Origin of the sequence: Thalassospira xianhensis MCCC 1A02616, from assembly GCF_003326475.1 — a bacterium.
GTDB lineage: Bacteria > Pseudomonadota > Alphaproteobacteria > Rhodospirillales > Thalassospiraceae > Thalassospira > Thalassospira xianhensis.
In genome coordinates, this window is sequence record NZ_JPWA01000006.1 from 143,023 (window position 1) to 158,839 (window position 15,817).

General features: G+C 54.2%; 13 protein-coding genes. 6 read left to right on the forward strand and 7 right to left on the reverse strand.

Going from position 1 to position 15,817, the window contains the following annotated elements; translation table 11 throughout:
* Positions 1–5 precede the first annotated feature (5 nt).
* Both cyoB and cyoA read right to left on the reverse strand, forming a co-directional pair.
* The gene (cyoB, locus tag TH5_RS07475; protein WP_114121314.1) at positions 6–2,015 is read right to left on the reverse strand and encodes a cytochrome o ubiquinol oxidase subunit I; all 2,010 of its coding nucleotides are present in this window, start codon (positions 2,013–2,015) and stop codon (positions 6–8) included.
* A 92-nt stretch (positions 2,016–2,107) separates the two neighbouring features.
* A complete protein-coding gene (cyoA, locus tag TH5_RS07480; protein ID WP_114110961.1) occupies positions 2,108–3,238 on the reverse strand; it encodes a ubiquinol oxidase subunit II in 1,131 nt (376 codons plus the stop codon).
* Positions 3,239–3,650: 412 nt separating this feature from the next.
* Between cyoA and TH5_RS07485 the strand changes: the two genes are divergently transcribed.
* A complete protein-coding gene (locus TH5_RS07485; protein ID WP_114121315.1) occupies positions 3,651–4,991 on the forward strand; it encodes an MFS transporter in 1,341 nt (446 codons plus the stop codon).
* Between the two features lie 74 nt (positions 4,992–5,065).
* On the opposite strand, the gene TH5_RS07490 is transcribed toward TH5_RS07485, so the two are convergent.
* The gene (locus TH5_RS07490; RefSeq protein ID WP_114121316.1) at positions 5,066–5,758 is read right to left on the reverse strand and encodes a glutathione S-transferase family protein; all 693 of its coding nucleotides are present in this window, start codon (positions 5,756–5,758) and stop codon (positions 5,066–5,068) included.
* 152 nt (positions 5,759–5,910) lie between these two features.
* Here TH5_RS07490 and TH5_RS07495 point away from each other — a divergent pair, with 152 nt between their 5' ends.
* The 3 genes from TH5_RS07495 to zigA all read left to right on the forward strand — a co-directional run bounded on the left by TH5_RS07495 (position 5,911) and on the right by zigA (position 9,391).
* Positions 5,911–6,615, forward strand: a complete 705-nt coding sequence (locus TH5_RS07495) for a glutathione binding-like protein (RefSeq protein ID WP_114121317.1) — start codon at positions 5,911–5,913, stop codon at positions 6,613–6,615.
* Between the two features lie 231 nt (positions 6,616–6,846).
* A complete protein-coding gene (locus TH5_RS07500) occupies positions 6,847–8,001 on the forward strand; it encodes an alpha/beta hydrolase (RefSeq protein WP_167443484.1) in 1,155 nt (384 codons plus the stop codon).
* 163 nt (positions 8,002–8,164) lie between these two features.
* The gene (gene zigA, locus TH5_RS07505; RefSeq protein WP_114121319.1) at positions 8,165–9,391 is read left to right on the forward strand and encodes a zinc metallochaperone GTPase ZigA; all 1,227 of its coding nucleotides are present in this window, start codon (positions 8,165–8,167) and stop codon (positions 9,389–9,391) included.
* A gap of 59 nt (positions 9,392–9,450) precedes the next feature.
* Here zigA and TH5_RS07510 read toward each other — a convergent pair whose 3' ends face one another.
* Complete coding sequence (locus TH5_RS07510) at positions 9,451–11,142, reverse strand: methyl-accepting chemotaxis protein (RefSeq protein ID WP_231858319.1); 1,692 nt, start codon at positions 11,140–11,142, stop codon at positions 9,451–9,453.
* A 263-nt stretch (positions 11,143–11,405) separates the two neighbouring features.
* Between TH5_RS07510 and TH5_RS07515 the strand changes: the two genes are divergently transcribed.
* Positions 11,406–11,840 (forward strand): VOC family protein, encoded by a 435-nt coding sequence (locus TH5_RS07515; protein WP_114121320.1) that lies wholly within the window; start codon positions 11,406–11,408, stop codon positions 11,838–11,840.
* Positions 11,841–11,915: 75 nt separating this feature from the next.
* Positions 11,916–12,425, forward strand: coding sequence for a TspO/MBR family protein (locus TH5_RS07520; protein WP_114121321.1), 510 nt, complete (start codon positions 11,916–11,918; stop codon positions 12,423–12,425).
* Between the two features lie 52 nt (positions 12,426–12,477).
* On the opposite strand, the gene TH5_RS07525 is transcribed toward TH5_RS07520, so the two are convergent.
* The 3 genes from TH5_RS07525 to TH5_RS07535 form a co-directional block, all read right to left on the reverse strand.
* Positions 12,478–13,686, reverse strand: a complete 1,209-nt coding sequence (locus TH5_RS07525) for an MFS transporter (protein ID WP_114121322.1) — start codon at positions 13,684–13,686, stop codon at positions 12,478–12,480.
* A 93-nt stretch (positions 13,687–13,779) separates the two neighbouring features.
* Positions 13,780–14,616 (reverse strand): DUF3750 domain-containing protein, encoded by an 837-nt coding sequence (locus TH5_RS07530; RefSeq protein ID WP_208638415.1) that lies wholly within the window; start codon positions 14,614–14,616, stop codon positions 13,780–13,782.
* Positions 14,617–14,762: 146 nt separating this feature from the next.
* Positions 14,763–15,731, reverse strand: a complete 969-nt coding sequence (locus tag TH5_RS07535; RefSeq protein ID WP_114121324.1) for a helix-turn-helix domain-containing protein — start codon at positions 15,729–15,731, stop codon at positions 14,763–14,765.
* Between the last annotated feature and the right edge of the window lie 86 nt (positions 15,732–15,817).

Here is a 15,817-nt window from a genome sequence, read left to right on the forward strand (position 1 = left end):
TTCCCTTACGCCTGCTGCTTTGCCAGAAGGGCGGTACGTTCGTCTTCGGTTGCAACAACTTCGCTGGCCGGGATGTGGTAATCACGGTTGTAGTTGAAGGTGTGTGCAATCGCGGTACCGATCAGGGCAATGAAGCTGACGGCGGCAAGCCACCAGATATGCCAGATCAGCGCGAAACCAAGGACAAGCGACATACCGGCTAGGATCGCACCGGCACCGGTGTTTTTCGGCATGTGAATGTCGAGGAAACCGGAAGTCGGACGGACATAGCCGCGCTTTTTCATATCAGCCCAAGCGTCAAGATCGTGAACGACCGGGGTAAAGGCAAAGTTGTATGCCGGGGGGGGCGACGAGGTCGACCATTCCAGCGTACGACCATCCCACGGATCGCCTGTTTCATCCCGCAGTTCTTCGCGCTTGATGAAGGATACGACCAGCGACATCAGGAACGATGCGATACCAATGGCAATCAGAACCGCACCAAACGCGGCAATGATGAACCAGATTTGCAAAGAGCCGTCATCGAAATGGTTCATGCGGCGGGTAACACCCATCAGGCCCAGAACATAAAGCGGCATGAAGGCGAAATAGAACCCGACCAGCCAGAACCAGAAGGACATTTTGCCCCAGAACGGATCAAGCTTGTAACCGAATGCTTTCGGGAACCAGTAAACGATACCGGCAAACATCCCGAACACCACGCCACCGATGATGACATTGTGGAAATGCGCAATCAGGAACAGGCTGTTATGCAGCACGAAGTCGGCCGGCGGCACTGCCAGCATCACACCGGTCATGCCACCGATCACGAAGGTCAGCATAAAGCCCATCGTCCACAGCATCGGAACGTCAAAGCTGATGCGGCCCTTATACATGGTGAACAGCCAGTTGAAGATCTTGGCGCCGGTCGGGATCGAGATGATCATCGTCGTGATGCCAAAGAAGGCGTTCACACTGGCACCCGACCCCATGGTGAAGAAGTGGTGCAGCCAGACCAGATAGGACAGGATGGTAATAACGATCGTCGCATAAACCATCGAGCTGTAACCGAACAGCCGTTTGCGGCAGAAGGTCGAAACCACTTCGGAAAACACGCCAAACGCCGGCAGGATCAGGATGTAAACTTCCGGGTGACCCCAGATCCAGATCAGGTTCACATACATCATGGCGTTACCGCCAAGATCATTGGTGAAGAAGTTCATGTCGAGATAACGGTCAAGCGACAGCAGAACCAGAACCGCGGTCAGAACCGGGAAGGCGGCAACAATCAGGATGTTGGTGCAAAGCGAGGTCCAGGTGAAGACCGGCATCTTCATCATCGACATGCCCGGTGCGCGCATCTTGACGATGGTCACAATCAGGTTCACGCCCGACAACAATGTACCGACACCCGCAATCTGCAAGGCCCAGATATAGTAATCGACCCCGACGCCCGGACTGTAAACAATGTCTGAAAGCGGCGGATAGGCCAGCCAGCCGGTTTTGGCGAACTCGCCGACAAACAGCGAGATCATGACCGTGATCGCACCGGCAGTCGTCATCCAGAAACTGAAATTGTTCAGGAACGGGAAGGCGACGTCACGCGCGCCAATCTGAAGCGGCACGACGAAGTTCATAAGCCCCGTCACCAGCGGCATCGCCACGAAGAAGATCATGATCACGCCGTGGGCGGTAAATATCTGGTCGTAGTGATCTGGCGGCAGGTAACCAGCAACATCGCCAAAGGCGATCGCCTGCTGGGCACGCATCATGATCGCGTCGGCAAAGCCGCGCAGCAGCATGACAAGGGCCAGAATGATATACATGATACCGATCTTTTTATGATCGATAGATGTGATCCACTCGCGCCAGAGATATCCCCAAAGCTTGAAATAGGTCAGCGCGCCGAGAACGACGATACCACCCAGAACAACCCCCGCGAATGTCACGGCCAGAATCGGCTCGTGGAACATCGGGAAGGAGTCGAGTGAAAGCCGGCCAAATATAAAATGCAAAAGGTCCGGATTTGAAAACATCGGATTACTCTTCTTTTCGATGCGGCAACGCACCGGCTAGGCCGGTGCGCGAACCGCGAAGGGCCGGTCGACTTACATCAACCGGCACTGCTTCAGAACCCTGTCGACACACCGGCAGGAACGGGGCTGAACCGGTCATCTTCAACACCGTTGTCAAACAACGGGATCGAAGAAATTTCCTGGCTCAGACCACCTGACGGTGTGGTGCAAAGCGTTGCCACATAAGATTTGGTTGACGGCAAAGGCTGGCTGCCGCGTTCACGCGGGGTATCGTATGTCAGCGACATAACGTTATAGATCCCCGCAATACCGCCGCCGCCCTTTCTGTCGATATCCATCATCTCGTTCATGCACATCTTCGATTGATCGACGCACATATTCAGGATTGCCTGATAAAGTTCCGGATCGACATTGCCGAAATAATGAACCGGTTCGGCGATGCTCGGCTTTTCAAGTTCGAGATATTCCGAACGGCCAAGACCGCGGCTATCCTCTCTCACCTTCGCAACCCAGTCATCAAAGCCTGCGTCGCTCAGCCCGTGGAACTTGAAGCGCATGTGCGAGAAGCCCTCGCCGCTATAGTTCGCCGAGAACCCGTCATAGACACCTTCTTCGTTGATCACGGCATGGAGCTTGGTTTCCATACCGGCCATCGAATAGATCATCCCCGCCAGTGCCGGAATGTAGAAGGAGTTCATAATGCCGGAAGAAGTGATCTTGAACTGGATCGGGGTATCAATCGGTGCGGCCAGCTCGTTGATGGTCGCAATACCCTGTTCGGGATAGATGAACAGCCATTTCCAATCAAGGGAAACGACTTCCACCACCATCGGCTTGTGATCTTTTTCAAGCGGACGTTCCGCATCGATACGATCCAGCGGGCGGTAAGGATCCAGAGTGTGTGTACTGACCCAGGTGATCGCACCCAGCGCGATAATGATCGCAAGCGGGGCAGACCAGATGACAATTTCCAGCTTGGTGGAATGGTGCCATTCAGGATCGTACTCTGCATCCTTGTTGGATTGACGGTATTTCCAGGCAAAGAACACAGTCAGCGCCATCACCGGAAGGATGATGATCAGCATCAGGATCGTGGAAACAACGATAAGGTCGGCTTGCTGTGACGCAATATCACCAGACGGGTCCATCACGACCAGATTACATCCGGTCAGTAACGTGAACACAGAAGCAATTGCGACGCCGCGTGCAAGTTTTGAAAGCATGCGCTTGTACTTTGTCAGTCTCTGGAAGATGTTCTCACAAACAACCATATGCTTGCGAGCCGCATAACCAGCCCACCGGACCGGCACGCGTCGTACCCCAACCGTAGCGGCATATAGGAATTCAAATTCCAAACTTCCACGGAAGAGACACAAATTCGGCGAACTTTTTTCACAAATTCACCAGCAGAAAATTTCGCTCACTTGCTATAGCTGCGCCGCAACAATGTCAAGCAGGCCGCCAAACATAGGCTGGTGTTTATGACAATTATCAAAAAGTTGTAAACCATGCGTTGTGCAACGCAACACAATAATTGACACTGACGTTTGCAATTCACATGTCTATAATTAGACTCGATCCAATCAAGAAGGGTCCAATGAGAAGCAATGAAGTCAGATATTTAGGGAGACAGGCGTGACCCAATCCACTCATTCCTTAGCGACCTCCACCTCCTCGGGTCTGGAACGCGACGCACGCCAACACTCGGCTGGCACAGTCAACGATCCCGGTCAGATCGCGCTTGGCGTGATTATCGGCCGGTCGTCGGAATTTTTCGATTTCTTCGTTTATTGCATCGCATCGGTGCTGGTGTTCCCCCAACTTCTGTTCCCCGGCGAAAGCGCAATAGTCGGCACCATCCATTCCTTCTTTATATTCTCGCTCGCTTTCATCGCCCGCCCGATCGGCTCCCTCGTCTTCATGACGGTGGACCGCCGGTATGGCCGCGGCACGAAGCTGACCGTTGCAATGTTCCTGCTTGGCGGTTCAACCGCTGCGATGGCCTTTTTGCCAAGCTTTGACAGTGCGGGCATGTTTGCGATCTATCTGCTCTGTGTACTCCGCTTTGCGCAGGGGCTTGCACTTGGTGGCGCGTGGGATGGTCTTGCGTCCCTGCTGGCGCTCAATGCGCCCGACAATCGCAAGGGCTGGTACGCGATGATGCCACAGCTTGGCGCACCGCTTGGCTTCATTCTGGCATCCTCGCTGTTTGCCTACCTGATCCTGACCCTGTCGCCCGAGGACTTCCTCGCATTCGGCTGGCGCTATGCCTTCTTTGTTGCGTTTGCGATCAACGTGGTGGCGCTGTTTGCCCGTTTGCGTCTGGTGGCGACATCAGAATTCGGAAGTCTGCTTGAAAAGAACGAACTGCAGGCCGTCCGTGTCCGCGACACCATCCGCCATAACGGTCGGACAGTGCTTCTTGGCGCGCTCGTTCCGCTGGTAAGCTACGCGCTGTTCCATCTGGTCACCGTCTTCGCTCTTAGCTGGGTCGTACTTTATACCCCAGCCAACCCGGGACAGTTCCTGTTGACCCAGGGTGTTGGTGCGGTGCTTTGTGCCCTTGGCATCATCGCATCGGGCTTCATCGCCGATCAGATCGGCCGTCGTCGCCTGCTGGGTTATTCGGCGGCCATCATCGCGGCCGGTGCCCTTCTGACGCCGCTTCTCTACGCCTATAACATCATCAATGAAGGTATGATCGTTCTGGGTGGCTTTGCAGTTCTGGGTCTGTGCTTTGGTCAGGCGGCCGGTACACTGGCATCGAACTTCAAACGCGAATACCGCTATACCGGTTCGGCCCTGACATCCGACCTTGCATGGTTGCTTGGTGCCGGTTTCGCCCCGTTGATCGCCCTTCTGCTCTGCGTGGCCTATGGCCCGATTGGCGTTGGAGCGTATCTGCTTTCGGGGGCGGCGGTAACGTTGCTCGTCCTGCATTTCAACAAGCAGTTCGGACAGAAAAACACCGACTGATTGATCTTTCCCGATGTGAAACGAAACACCCCCGGCAGTCATCTACTGGGGGTGTTTTTGTTAAAATCGGATTATCAGCTGTAATTCGACGGGAACAGCGCACGTTTGGCAATGTCATCCATTTCCGATTTGAAGGCATGCTCACTGCCAACCTTGCGTGCCCGCTCCACCGCCAGGCGGGCGCAGATGCCCTGATACCATTTTTTCAGGTTCGGATAGGGGTCAAGCGGCGCGTCACTTTTCATGACGAATGCCGCCCGCTCGATCCAGCCCCAAAGCGACATATCGGCAATGGTGTAACTGTCACCGACAACAAATTCGCGCTGGGCAAGGTGATCATCCATCACCTTGTAATGGCGTTCGATTTCCTTGCGATAGCGGTTCACGCCGTAATCGTTGCCCGCCGGTGCTACATGCTGGAAATGCACCGCCTGCCCAGAAAACGGGCCAAGGCCCGATGCAATAAACATCAACCAGGACAGCAATTCTCCACGATCTTCCGCCGCACCAAGAAACTTTCCGGTCTTTTCCGCCAGATAAATCAGGATGGCGTTTGAATCAAAAACCCGGGTTTCCTTGCCGCCCGCCCCGTCGGTATCGACAATCGCCGGGACCTTGCCATTCGGGTTGATCGCACGAAACTCGGAACTGTGCTGTTCGCCCTTTTTGGTGTCGATCGGCACGATTTCATAAGGCAGACCAGCTTCTTCAAGGAAAAGCGAAATCTTGGCCGGGTTCGGGGTCGGATGGAAATAAAAGCGGATCATCGGGCTCTCCTGATAAGGGGGGCGAAACCGTATTTTTCGCCTGCCCTTGAATTATGGAATGATCAGTTTAAATTGACGTATCAGAAACGTGTTGGCAAGGTCATAGTTTGAGATGAGCCACACATCACGAAAGTCAAAGGAGGCTTCGCCCCATGATTGATCTTTATTACTGGCCAACGCCGAACGGCCACAAAATCACGCTTTTCCTTGAAGAGGCCGGACTTGAATATAAAATCCATCCGGTCAATATCGGGGCTGGTGATCAGTTCAAACCGGAATTCCTGGCCTTTTCGCCCAATAACCGCATGCCTGCGATCATTGATCAGAACCCGGCAGATGGCGGTGATCCCATCACGGTTTTTGAATCCGGTGCGATCCTGCAATATCTGGCAGAAAAAACCGGCAAGTTCCTGCCGACTGATGTGCGGGGCAAGAAAACCGTGATGGAATGGCTGTTCTGGCAGATGGGCGGACTTGGCCCGATGGCCGGTCAAAACCATCATTTCAGCGGTTATGCGCCGGAAAAAATCCCCTATGCCATCACGCGTTATGTCAACGAAACCAATCGCCTTTATGGTGTGCTGAACAAGCGCCTTGAGGGTCGTACTTTTATCGCTGGTGACGATTATTCGATTGCCGATATGGCCTGTTATCCGTGGATCGTCAGCCATGAAAAACAGCAGCAGGATTTGAACGACTTCCCCAACCTGAAACGCTGGTTCGAAAACATCAAATCGCGCCCTGCAACCATCGCGGCCTATAAAGCTGGCGAAGGTCTTCGCAAGGAAGACGGACTGAGCGAAGAGGACAAGAAAGTCCTGTTTGGCCAGACCGCAAAAACCGCCAAAAATAACTGATCCCCAAACATCAGCAATCGGCATCTCCCATCAGTTAAATGGCGGGGGATGCCAAGGATGATCGCGAATTCGACGTAATTGACTTACGGTCAAAAACACCTTTAAACTGATCCACAAATCATTGAAAACGTAAGCGTTCACGTCAGCCAACGCACTATCCGCCTGATCAGGCCGGAGGGTGCGTTTGTGACTCTCTGTCCGATGGCCCGAACAAACATTGATGGAGGGTTCATGCTTCCCCGCCTTTGTCTGCTGGTTTCCTGTCTTGTACTGATTGCGTCATGCGCAGTCCCCCCGGATTCCCCGCGCTTCGAGCCTTCCGCAGATCTTCCGCCCTTTGAGCAGGACAGTTTTGCGGACTATGTGCGTGAAAATCGCGCGTGGATTTCCGAACACCGCGCCTTCATCAGCGACGACCGCGATCTTGAAATCGATATGAATGCGCCCTTTGAAATGCGCCCGGAAACCGCACCCAAACGCGGCATTCTGTTTGTACATGGGCTTGGTTCCAGCCCGTGGTATTTCAGCGATATCGCAACAGCCATGGCAAAGGACGGATGGCTTGTCCGGTCAATCCTATTGCCCGGCCACGGAACGAAATCCGCTGACCTAATGCTGCCGTATCTCGACGATTGGGAAAAGATCATTGCCCACCAAACAACATTGCTGAAAAACGAGGTTGGCGAAGTCTGGCTGGGCGGGTTTTCAACCGGTGGAAATCTGGTAACCAGCTATGCCGCGCATGATCCAGATGTGAACGGTCTTTTACTGTTTTCGCCTGGCTTTTATCCGTCAAACGGGTATCTGTTTCTCGCCCCGGCAATTTCATATCTGTGGGATTGGGTTGATATCGACACGGAAGACAATATTCCCAATTACCAATCCCTGCCTTCTCACGGGGCTAGCCTTTATTACCAGACCGTCAGCAAGGTTCAGGACGATCTGACCCGCGCGGATTTTAACCGCCCGGTGCTGATCACCATGAGCCAGCATGACAGCGTCCTTGATCCCGTCGCCACACTCGATGCCTTCCAAAGTCGCTTCACCAATCCCCGGTCGCGTTTTGTCTGGTACGGCGAAACACCGCCAAACCTTGACGACACCCGTGTGACCGCGCTTTCCAGTAATCTGCTTGATGACCGCATAAGCACCTTTTCCCACATGAACGTGCTGTTTACGCCTGAGAACCCCTATTATGGCAGGCGTGGCAGTCACATCATGTTTGAAAACGGCCAGGAAGGCATTCCCGTGCCAGAGGACTCAGAAACATTGTGGTTCGGGGCATGGGGCCAGATAACGCCGGGCAAATATCACGCCCGCCTGACATGGAACCCCTATTTCAACAACCTGCTTGCCGATATCCGCACGGTTACCAGCCAGCCATGATCCTTGTCCTTGTCGCCATGCCCACCCCTCATGCGTCGGCATGGCGATGACATCGTCACAGCGTTGATCCAGCATTGATCCGACCTGAGCATTTTCATTATTGCCTCATATCTCAAAACCCGATAAATGTTATGTTATAACATAACATTTAAAAGGAACCGCCATGCAACGCCTTCCCGTTACGGTTCTGTCCGGGTTTCTTGGTGCGGGCAAAACCACCCTGCTTAATCATGTGCTGAACAATCGTGCCGGACTGAAAGTCGTCGTAATCGTCAATGATATGAGCGATGTCAATATCGACGCCGACCTGATCCGTGATGGCGGGGCAGCACTTTCGGCCATGGATGAAAGGCTGGTCGAAATGACCAATGGCTGCATCTGCTGCACGCTACGTGACGATCTTTTGATTGAGGTTCGCCGTCTGGCCGAAGAAGGCCGGTTTGACTATCTGCTGATCGAATCAACCGGCATATCCGAACCGCTACCAGTCGCCGCAACATTCGATTTCCGCGATGAAAACGGCCAGTCGCTAGGCGATATCGCGCAACTGGACACGATGGTTACGGTTGTTGATGCCGCCCGCATGATCGCCGATTACAGCAGCACCGATTTCCTTAATGACCGCGGCGAAAGCCTTGGCGAGGAAGATGACCGCAGCATCGTCGATCTTCTGGTCGATCAGATCGAATTTGCCGATGTGATTGTGCTCAACAAGCTTGATCTGATTGGTACAGACGAACGCACAATCGTGCTTGGCATCATTCGCGCGCTGAATGCCGATGCCAAAATCATCGAAACCGATCATGGCCGGGTTGATCCGCATGAAATCCTGAATACCGGCCTGTTTGATTTCGAACGTGCACAGGATCACCCGCTTTGGGCCAAGGAACTATATGGCTTTGCCGACCATGTGCCCGAAACCGAAGAATACGGCATCAAAAGCTTTACCTTCCGCACCCCCTTGCCGTTTCACCCCAAACGGTTTTACGATTTCATCCATTCCGAATGGCCGGGCATCGTGCGCGCCAAGGGGCATTTCTGGATCGCCACCCGCCCGAACTGGGTTGGCGAAATCAGTCAGGCCGGGGCTGCGGTAAAGCACGAGGCCCTTGGCACATGGTGGTGCGCCGTACCGCGTGATCGCTGGCCCGACAACAATGACTGGCGCGATAAAGTTTTATCAAACTGGGATCCGACCTTTGGCGACCGTCGGCAGGAAATCGTCTTTATCGGTCTTGCCGGTCAGATGCACGAAGCCGCCCTGCGCGCCCGTCTTGCAGACTGCCTGATAGACGAGGACGAGGCGATTAATGCCGGAAAATTCGACCCCGCCCGCTATAAATCCCTGACCGATCCGTTCCCGGTTTGGGGCCGCAAAGCCGCATCATAAAAAAGCCGCCAGCCTTTTAACAAGGCTGGCGGCATCATTGTCGATAGCGAACCCGCAACTTAGGCGCTGCGAACCTCGGCCAGGAAGGCTTCGACGGCATCGTTCAGAACCGCCGCCTGACGTCCAAGCCCTTCGGCAAGGCCAAGCACCTCGTTCGAAAGTTTTTCGGCATCATCGGCGGCCGACGAGACGCCCGTGATGTTTTCCGAAACATCACGCGTGCCATGTGCGGCCTGTTCGACATTGCGTGCGATTTCCTGGGTTGCGGCACCCTGTTCTTCAACGGCAGCCGCAATCGTGGTTGTCGCCCCGTCAAGACGGCGGATCGTTTCGGCAATCTCGGCAATGGCCGTTACCGCGTTGGATGTCGCGACCTGAATATCACCGACCTGGGATCTGATATCCTCAGTCGCGCGGGCGGTCTGGTTGGCAAGGTTTTTGACCTCGTTGGCCACCACGGCAAAGCCTTTGCCCGCATCACCGGCTCGCGCCGCCTCGATGGTTGCGTTAAGTGCCAGAAGGTTGGTCTGTTCGGCAATATCGGTAATCAGCGAAACCACTTCGCCAATCTGGTTTGCCGCCTCGGCCAGAAGTTCGATCTTCTGATGGGTGTCTTCGGATGTCCGAACCGCCCCATTGGCAATGCTTGACGATTGCGCCACCTGATTGCTGATTTCCGCGATTGAGGCGCTCAATTCCTCGGCTGCGGATGCAACCGTTTCCACGTTGCTCGACATTTCGTGCGAGGCTGCGGAAACAAGGGTCGACCGCTGTCCGACCTGTTTGGAGGTATCCGTCATCGCATTTGCCGATGTCTGCATATGGCCCGATGCTTCTGTCACCTGCCCGACAACGCGGCCTACCGTCGCTTGGAAACTGTCAGCAAGCTGGCGCATTGCCTCGCGCTTTTCAGCTTCGGCACGTTTTTCCTGCGCGATTTGCGCCTCGCGCATTTCTTCCATTTCGATGGTCTTCGATTTGAAGATATCCATCGCACGTGCCAGGTCGCCGATCTCGCTTTTCTGATCGGTGTATTTGACTTCGATCTTATGATCACCCTGCGACAGACGCAGCATGTTTTCCGAAATGGCATAAAGCGGACGGGTAATACCGCGGCTGATCATCAGCGACACGCCAACAACCGCACACAGAACCGCCAGTGCAACCAGCCCCATGACCAGCATGCTCTGCATGAAGACCGCGTTCACATCATCAATGTAAATCCCGGTGGCAACAACCCAACCCCAAGGCTTGAACGCCTTGACGAAAGAAAGCTTCGGACGGAGCTGGTCAGAATTCGGCACCTGATAGGTGTAATCGACAAAGCCCTGGCCGTCTTCTTTGGCAACACGGGCGAATTCGCGGTAATGGTGTTTGCCCGATCCGTCGACGGAATTGCTCATATCCTTGCCGACAAGATCCTTCTTGATGTCATGAATAAGAACAACCGGCGTATAATCAAAGACAAAGAAATAGTTGGTTTCATCATATCGAAGAGCCGCCACCGCCGCCTTGGCCGCATTCTGGGCCTGTTCGGTGGTCAGTTCACCGGACTGTTCCATCGCATGGAAATGCCCTATCAGACTGATTGTTGATTCAACAAGGTTCTGTGTCTTGGCCTTGCGATCCTCAAGCATGTTGCTGCGCAATTCGGTCAGACCGAACGCCCCAACCAGCAGGGCTGCAAGAATTGCCCCTGCGACGATGATCAGCATTCGTGTGCCGATCTTCATTGAATTCAGATTGAACATTTCCATCCCCATATACCAGTGCCGGGTCATCCCCCGACATGTTGGCAACGTTTTATTCTTTTCAAGGAACCCCTAACCATCGCCTCGACCATGAGTTGAATCAAAGCAGGCTCCGGAATAATCAGACTATAATATTGGATATTATATTTACACATGTTTCGGCTGTGATTTTAGTCACTTCCGCAACTTAATTTGTCGCGGGTTATATGGCATAATCACAAACGGACAGGATTGAACGCACCGATTGAAACGGAGCCATTGCCATGACCGATCCGCATTCCGTAAAAGAGTCCAACATCCACGGGGTTGTGATTCCTGCCCTGCATTATGATGATGCCCGAGCCGCTATCGAATTTCTGTGCCGCGCCTTTGGCTTTGAAAAACACGCGATCTATCAAAACGAGGACGGCATTGTCGAACATGCCGAACTGGTTTTTGGCAACGGCCTGATCATGCTGGGTCAGGTCCGCGACAGTGCCTATGGCAAACTGACCCGCCGCCCCAGCGATATTGGCGGGGTAACCCAAAGCATCTATATTATTGTCCCCGACGCCGATCTTCATTATGCCCGTGCCGTTGCCGCCAGCACCGAAATCGTCATGCCACTTGAAGAACAGGACTACGGCGGCAAGGTTTATTCCGCACGTGACCCCGAAGGCCATATCTGGAGCTTCGGGACATATGATCCCTTTGGCTGATCCAAAACTGCGCCCCTTGCGAAAAATCGTTTTTCACCAATCTATTGGAAGTCAATTGGCAATCAGGGGCATAAGATGATCAACAGCACCGAAACCGCCTTCCGGCCCAATCACCGCACGCGCGTTTTTGCGCTGATTGCGTTCATGGTGTTGTGTCTGATCATCTCGGCGGCAGGCGGCGCGGTAACGGCGACCAGTGTCAATGACTGGTACCCGGCATTGCAAAAACCGTTCTTCAATCCGCCCAACTGGCTGTTCGGCCCGGCATGGAGCCTGATTTATTTCCTGATCGCATTTAGCGGCTGGCGCGTCTGGCTAAAGCGCGGGATTGACGGGGCAAAGGGGGCGTTTGCGGTATATGCAGTCCAACTGACCCTGAACCTTCTATGGTCATTTCTGTTTTTCGGGGCGCAATCGCCGCTTCTGGGGCTGATTGATATTGTGCCGTTGCTGATCCTGATCATCATCAATTGCGCGATGTTCTGGCGGATTGATCAATTGGCCGGAATGCTTCTGGTTCCCTATGCACTTTGGGTTGGCTTCGCCACTATGCTGAACGGAGCGATTTATTTCCTGAACCCGTAAAACGAGGGGTTTTTGAAACTCGCCGAAAACCCGCCATTGCGAAATGACAGGATTAATCCCGCTTTCGCCCGGTAATCACGCCGCCCAACGGCAGCATCTGGATCGCCACCCCCGCCAGCACACAGAACCCCGCCCCGGCAAGAAACGTCATATCCGATCCGGTAAATTCCCAAAGTACCCCCGCCAGAACATTACCGATCAGAAGCGCTCCACCACAGATCAGATTAAACATGCCAAACGCAGAACCGCGCAATTCGGCCGGGGCATGATCGGCAATCAGGGTCGCAAGCAATCCTTGCGACATGCCCATATGCATCCCCCAAAGAATAATCCCCAGAAGATATCCGCCCTTTCCAGGCAAAAATGCAATTGCAAGATCGGCCGTGGCAAGAACACCGATACTGCCCGCCAAAAGCCCGCCTCGTCCGATCCGGTCGGATAAAACACCCATCGGATAGGCACACAAACCATAGATCGCATGCATCAACACCATCACCAGCGGCACAAGGCTAACGGCAATTCCGGACTGCTCGGCACGCAAAAGCAGAAATGCCTCGCTAAATCGTGCCAGCATCAGGATGGCCGCCACAATCATCACCATCCAGCAGGCCCGGTTTAGCTTCGCGGCCTGACGCAGGATCGCCGGGCGTGATTTTGCCACATAGGGTTTCTGCGGTTCGCGAATACCGAAAATCAGCAATCCGATCGCGGCCGCGGCCGGAAGAACCGCCAGCCAGAAAACCAGCGTGAAATCGGCCCCGGAAAACAGCATCACACCAACCGCAATCAGCGGCCCGATAAAGCCACCCATGGTATCAAGCGATTTTCGCAAACCGAAACTGGCGCCTCGCGCATCGGGCGGCGCAGCATCGGCAATCAACGCGTCACGCGGTGCGCTTCGGATACCCTTTCCGATACGATCAATGAATTTGGCGGTAACAATATGCCCCACCCCGTCCGCCAGCGGAAAGATCGGGCGCGACAAGGCACCAAGACCATAACCCACGACCGCAAGCCATTTGCGACTTGCAAGCATGTCGGACAGAACACCGGCAAACAGCTTGGTCACGGTTGCCGTTGCCACCGCAATCGCCTCTATCATGCCAATCGCAAGCGCCGATACCCCCAGACCACTGACCAGATAAAGCGGCAGCAGGGTCTGAACCATTTCCGATGAGACATCCATCAACAGGCTGACAAAGCCGAGTATCCAGACTGTTTTCGGAATTGATTGCAACGGGATGCGGGAAAGAACCGACATGAATGCGCCCGGCCTATGGTGAAAGACACCACAAGCCAATACGCGATTGATTGTCATCTGCAAATAGATAAATCAGCCAGAACGCTGTTATGACTAGCTGCTTGGCTGTGCCACGACAGCCTGGTCGCCGATTTCCTCGGCGGCTTCGACCGGTTCCACATCGCCGACGGGGGCGACATTATCCATACCCAGCCGCCCGACAGACGGCAGGCGCAGAGCCGGACGATTGAAATCGATGCCAAGATTAAGGCCGAGCAGGTTCAACTCGATCCCTTCTTCAAGACCGATGGAAAAACCAAACAGTCCCAACAGATTTGCCTGCACGCCCTGCCCACTAGGCGATAACCCGACCGGATCGGTGATGGCACGGAAATCCTTGCCGATTGCATTGGCCGGCATATCAAGATCAAGGTCGGGTACGTTGCGTCCAATATGGGCGACAAATGTATTGCTGTTTGGCCCCGGATAGCTGCGATACTGATCCGGGTAGGGATAGCTATCAATCGCGGCTTCGACCTGATCGATCAGATCATCGACACCCTCACCGCGATGATCGGCAAGAATTTGCGGCTCAGACCCGAACCACAAGCCATCGGGCAAGGCATAGTTCTTGCGCACGACGTTGCCACTGCCCCAGCCAACCACGTCATAACGCGTATAGCTGGTTTCACCGGCCCGCTTATAGATGATCCACGGATGAACCGCGAAATAACCGCGCCAGCCATAGGTATGGGCCGCCATGACCTGTACAATCGCAATATCGGCATTCGCTGCCGGATCAGGGGCAACACCCGATGAATGTCGCGGTGCATTACGCCATGTCTGGCGCTTTTCCGCCTTTTCGGCGGGGGGATCCTGCGCAAGGCTGATGCCAAATGGCAGCACAAGCATTGCCAGCAGGCCCAGAATGAAATTCCTGCCTTTTCTCACCAATCAATCCTGTCAGATGTCATATTTCACTAATGTTACGATGTGATCCGACAAATAAGATCAAAAAAAGGCAAGTCTATCGCAAAGCAGCATCAAAAATCTGTGAGGCTTTACGACAATTCTGCGACATTTGGCTCTCCTCGCCTTTATGGCCACGCAGCAAAGGTATTATCGCGCGCCCGTTCCTCGGCCCGGCGCAGGCGTCGGTAGGCCCCGGGTGCCTCGCCCATGTAACGTTTGAAAAACCGGCTGAAATAGGCCGGATCGCGAAAACCAAGCCCATAAGCAATCTGTGCGACCGCCAGCGGACTTTGTTCCAGCCGCATGCAGGCTTCACGAATAACCCGCTCATGCACAAGTGTCAGGGGCGGCTTGCCCGTCGCCCGCATCACCGCCGACCCCAGCCGTCTTTCACTGACGCCAAGGGCCGTGGCATAATCGGCAATGTTCCAATGTTCGCGAAAATGCAGTTCAAGCACCTGCAAAAACCGCTGGAAGGTGATCGAGCCGGGGCGATGTTTGTCACGCTGTTCGATTACTCCCTCGGCCAGACGCAGAACCATCGTCAGAATGATCTGCAAATGCGCACCAACCACTATCCCAGCACCAAGCCCATTTTGCATAAGCTCCGCCCGGATCGCATCAAAGCTGCGCGCAAGTAACGTCAGGTTATTGCTGCCCTCCGCCGGGGTGACATTATGAACCGTATCGGCGGCAAACCGCAACGGCAGCCCTCCGCCCGGCAATACGGATGTGCCAGATAAACTATCCCCGCAATGGCGCGCCACCAGATCGTCCGCTACCGACAGCAAATAGCCATCTGCCCCGGCCAACACCGAAATCGCCTGTGTTTCACCAAGCGGCAGCCACACAAGGGCCGGTGCACGGCAATCAATCATGCCCTGACGCAGCCGGATGCGCGCTCGCCCCGACAACATCAAAACCGCATAGCACCGATCCCGTCGACCGGGATCATTCATCACCCAGTCCTGCACGGATAACACATGATCGAACCGGTCCATCACCGCCTGTGTTGTCACTGGTACCGGGTCGCCGAACGACTGTCCGCCGATTGGCGTTTGACGATGGTCTTCTGCCATCACCGATGAAACCATGCAATTTTGACCCTGAAATATTCCAAATGGTTATATGTAAAATAGTACAATTTTTCATCTTAAAATGTCAATTTCATCATCTTTAC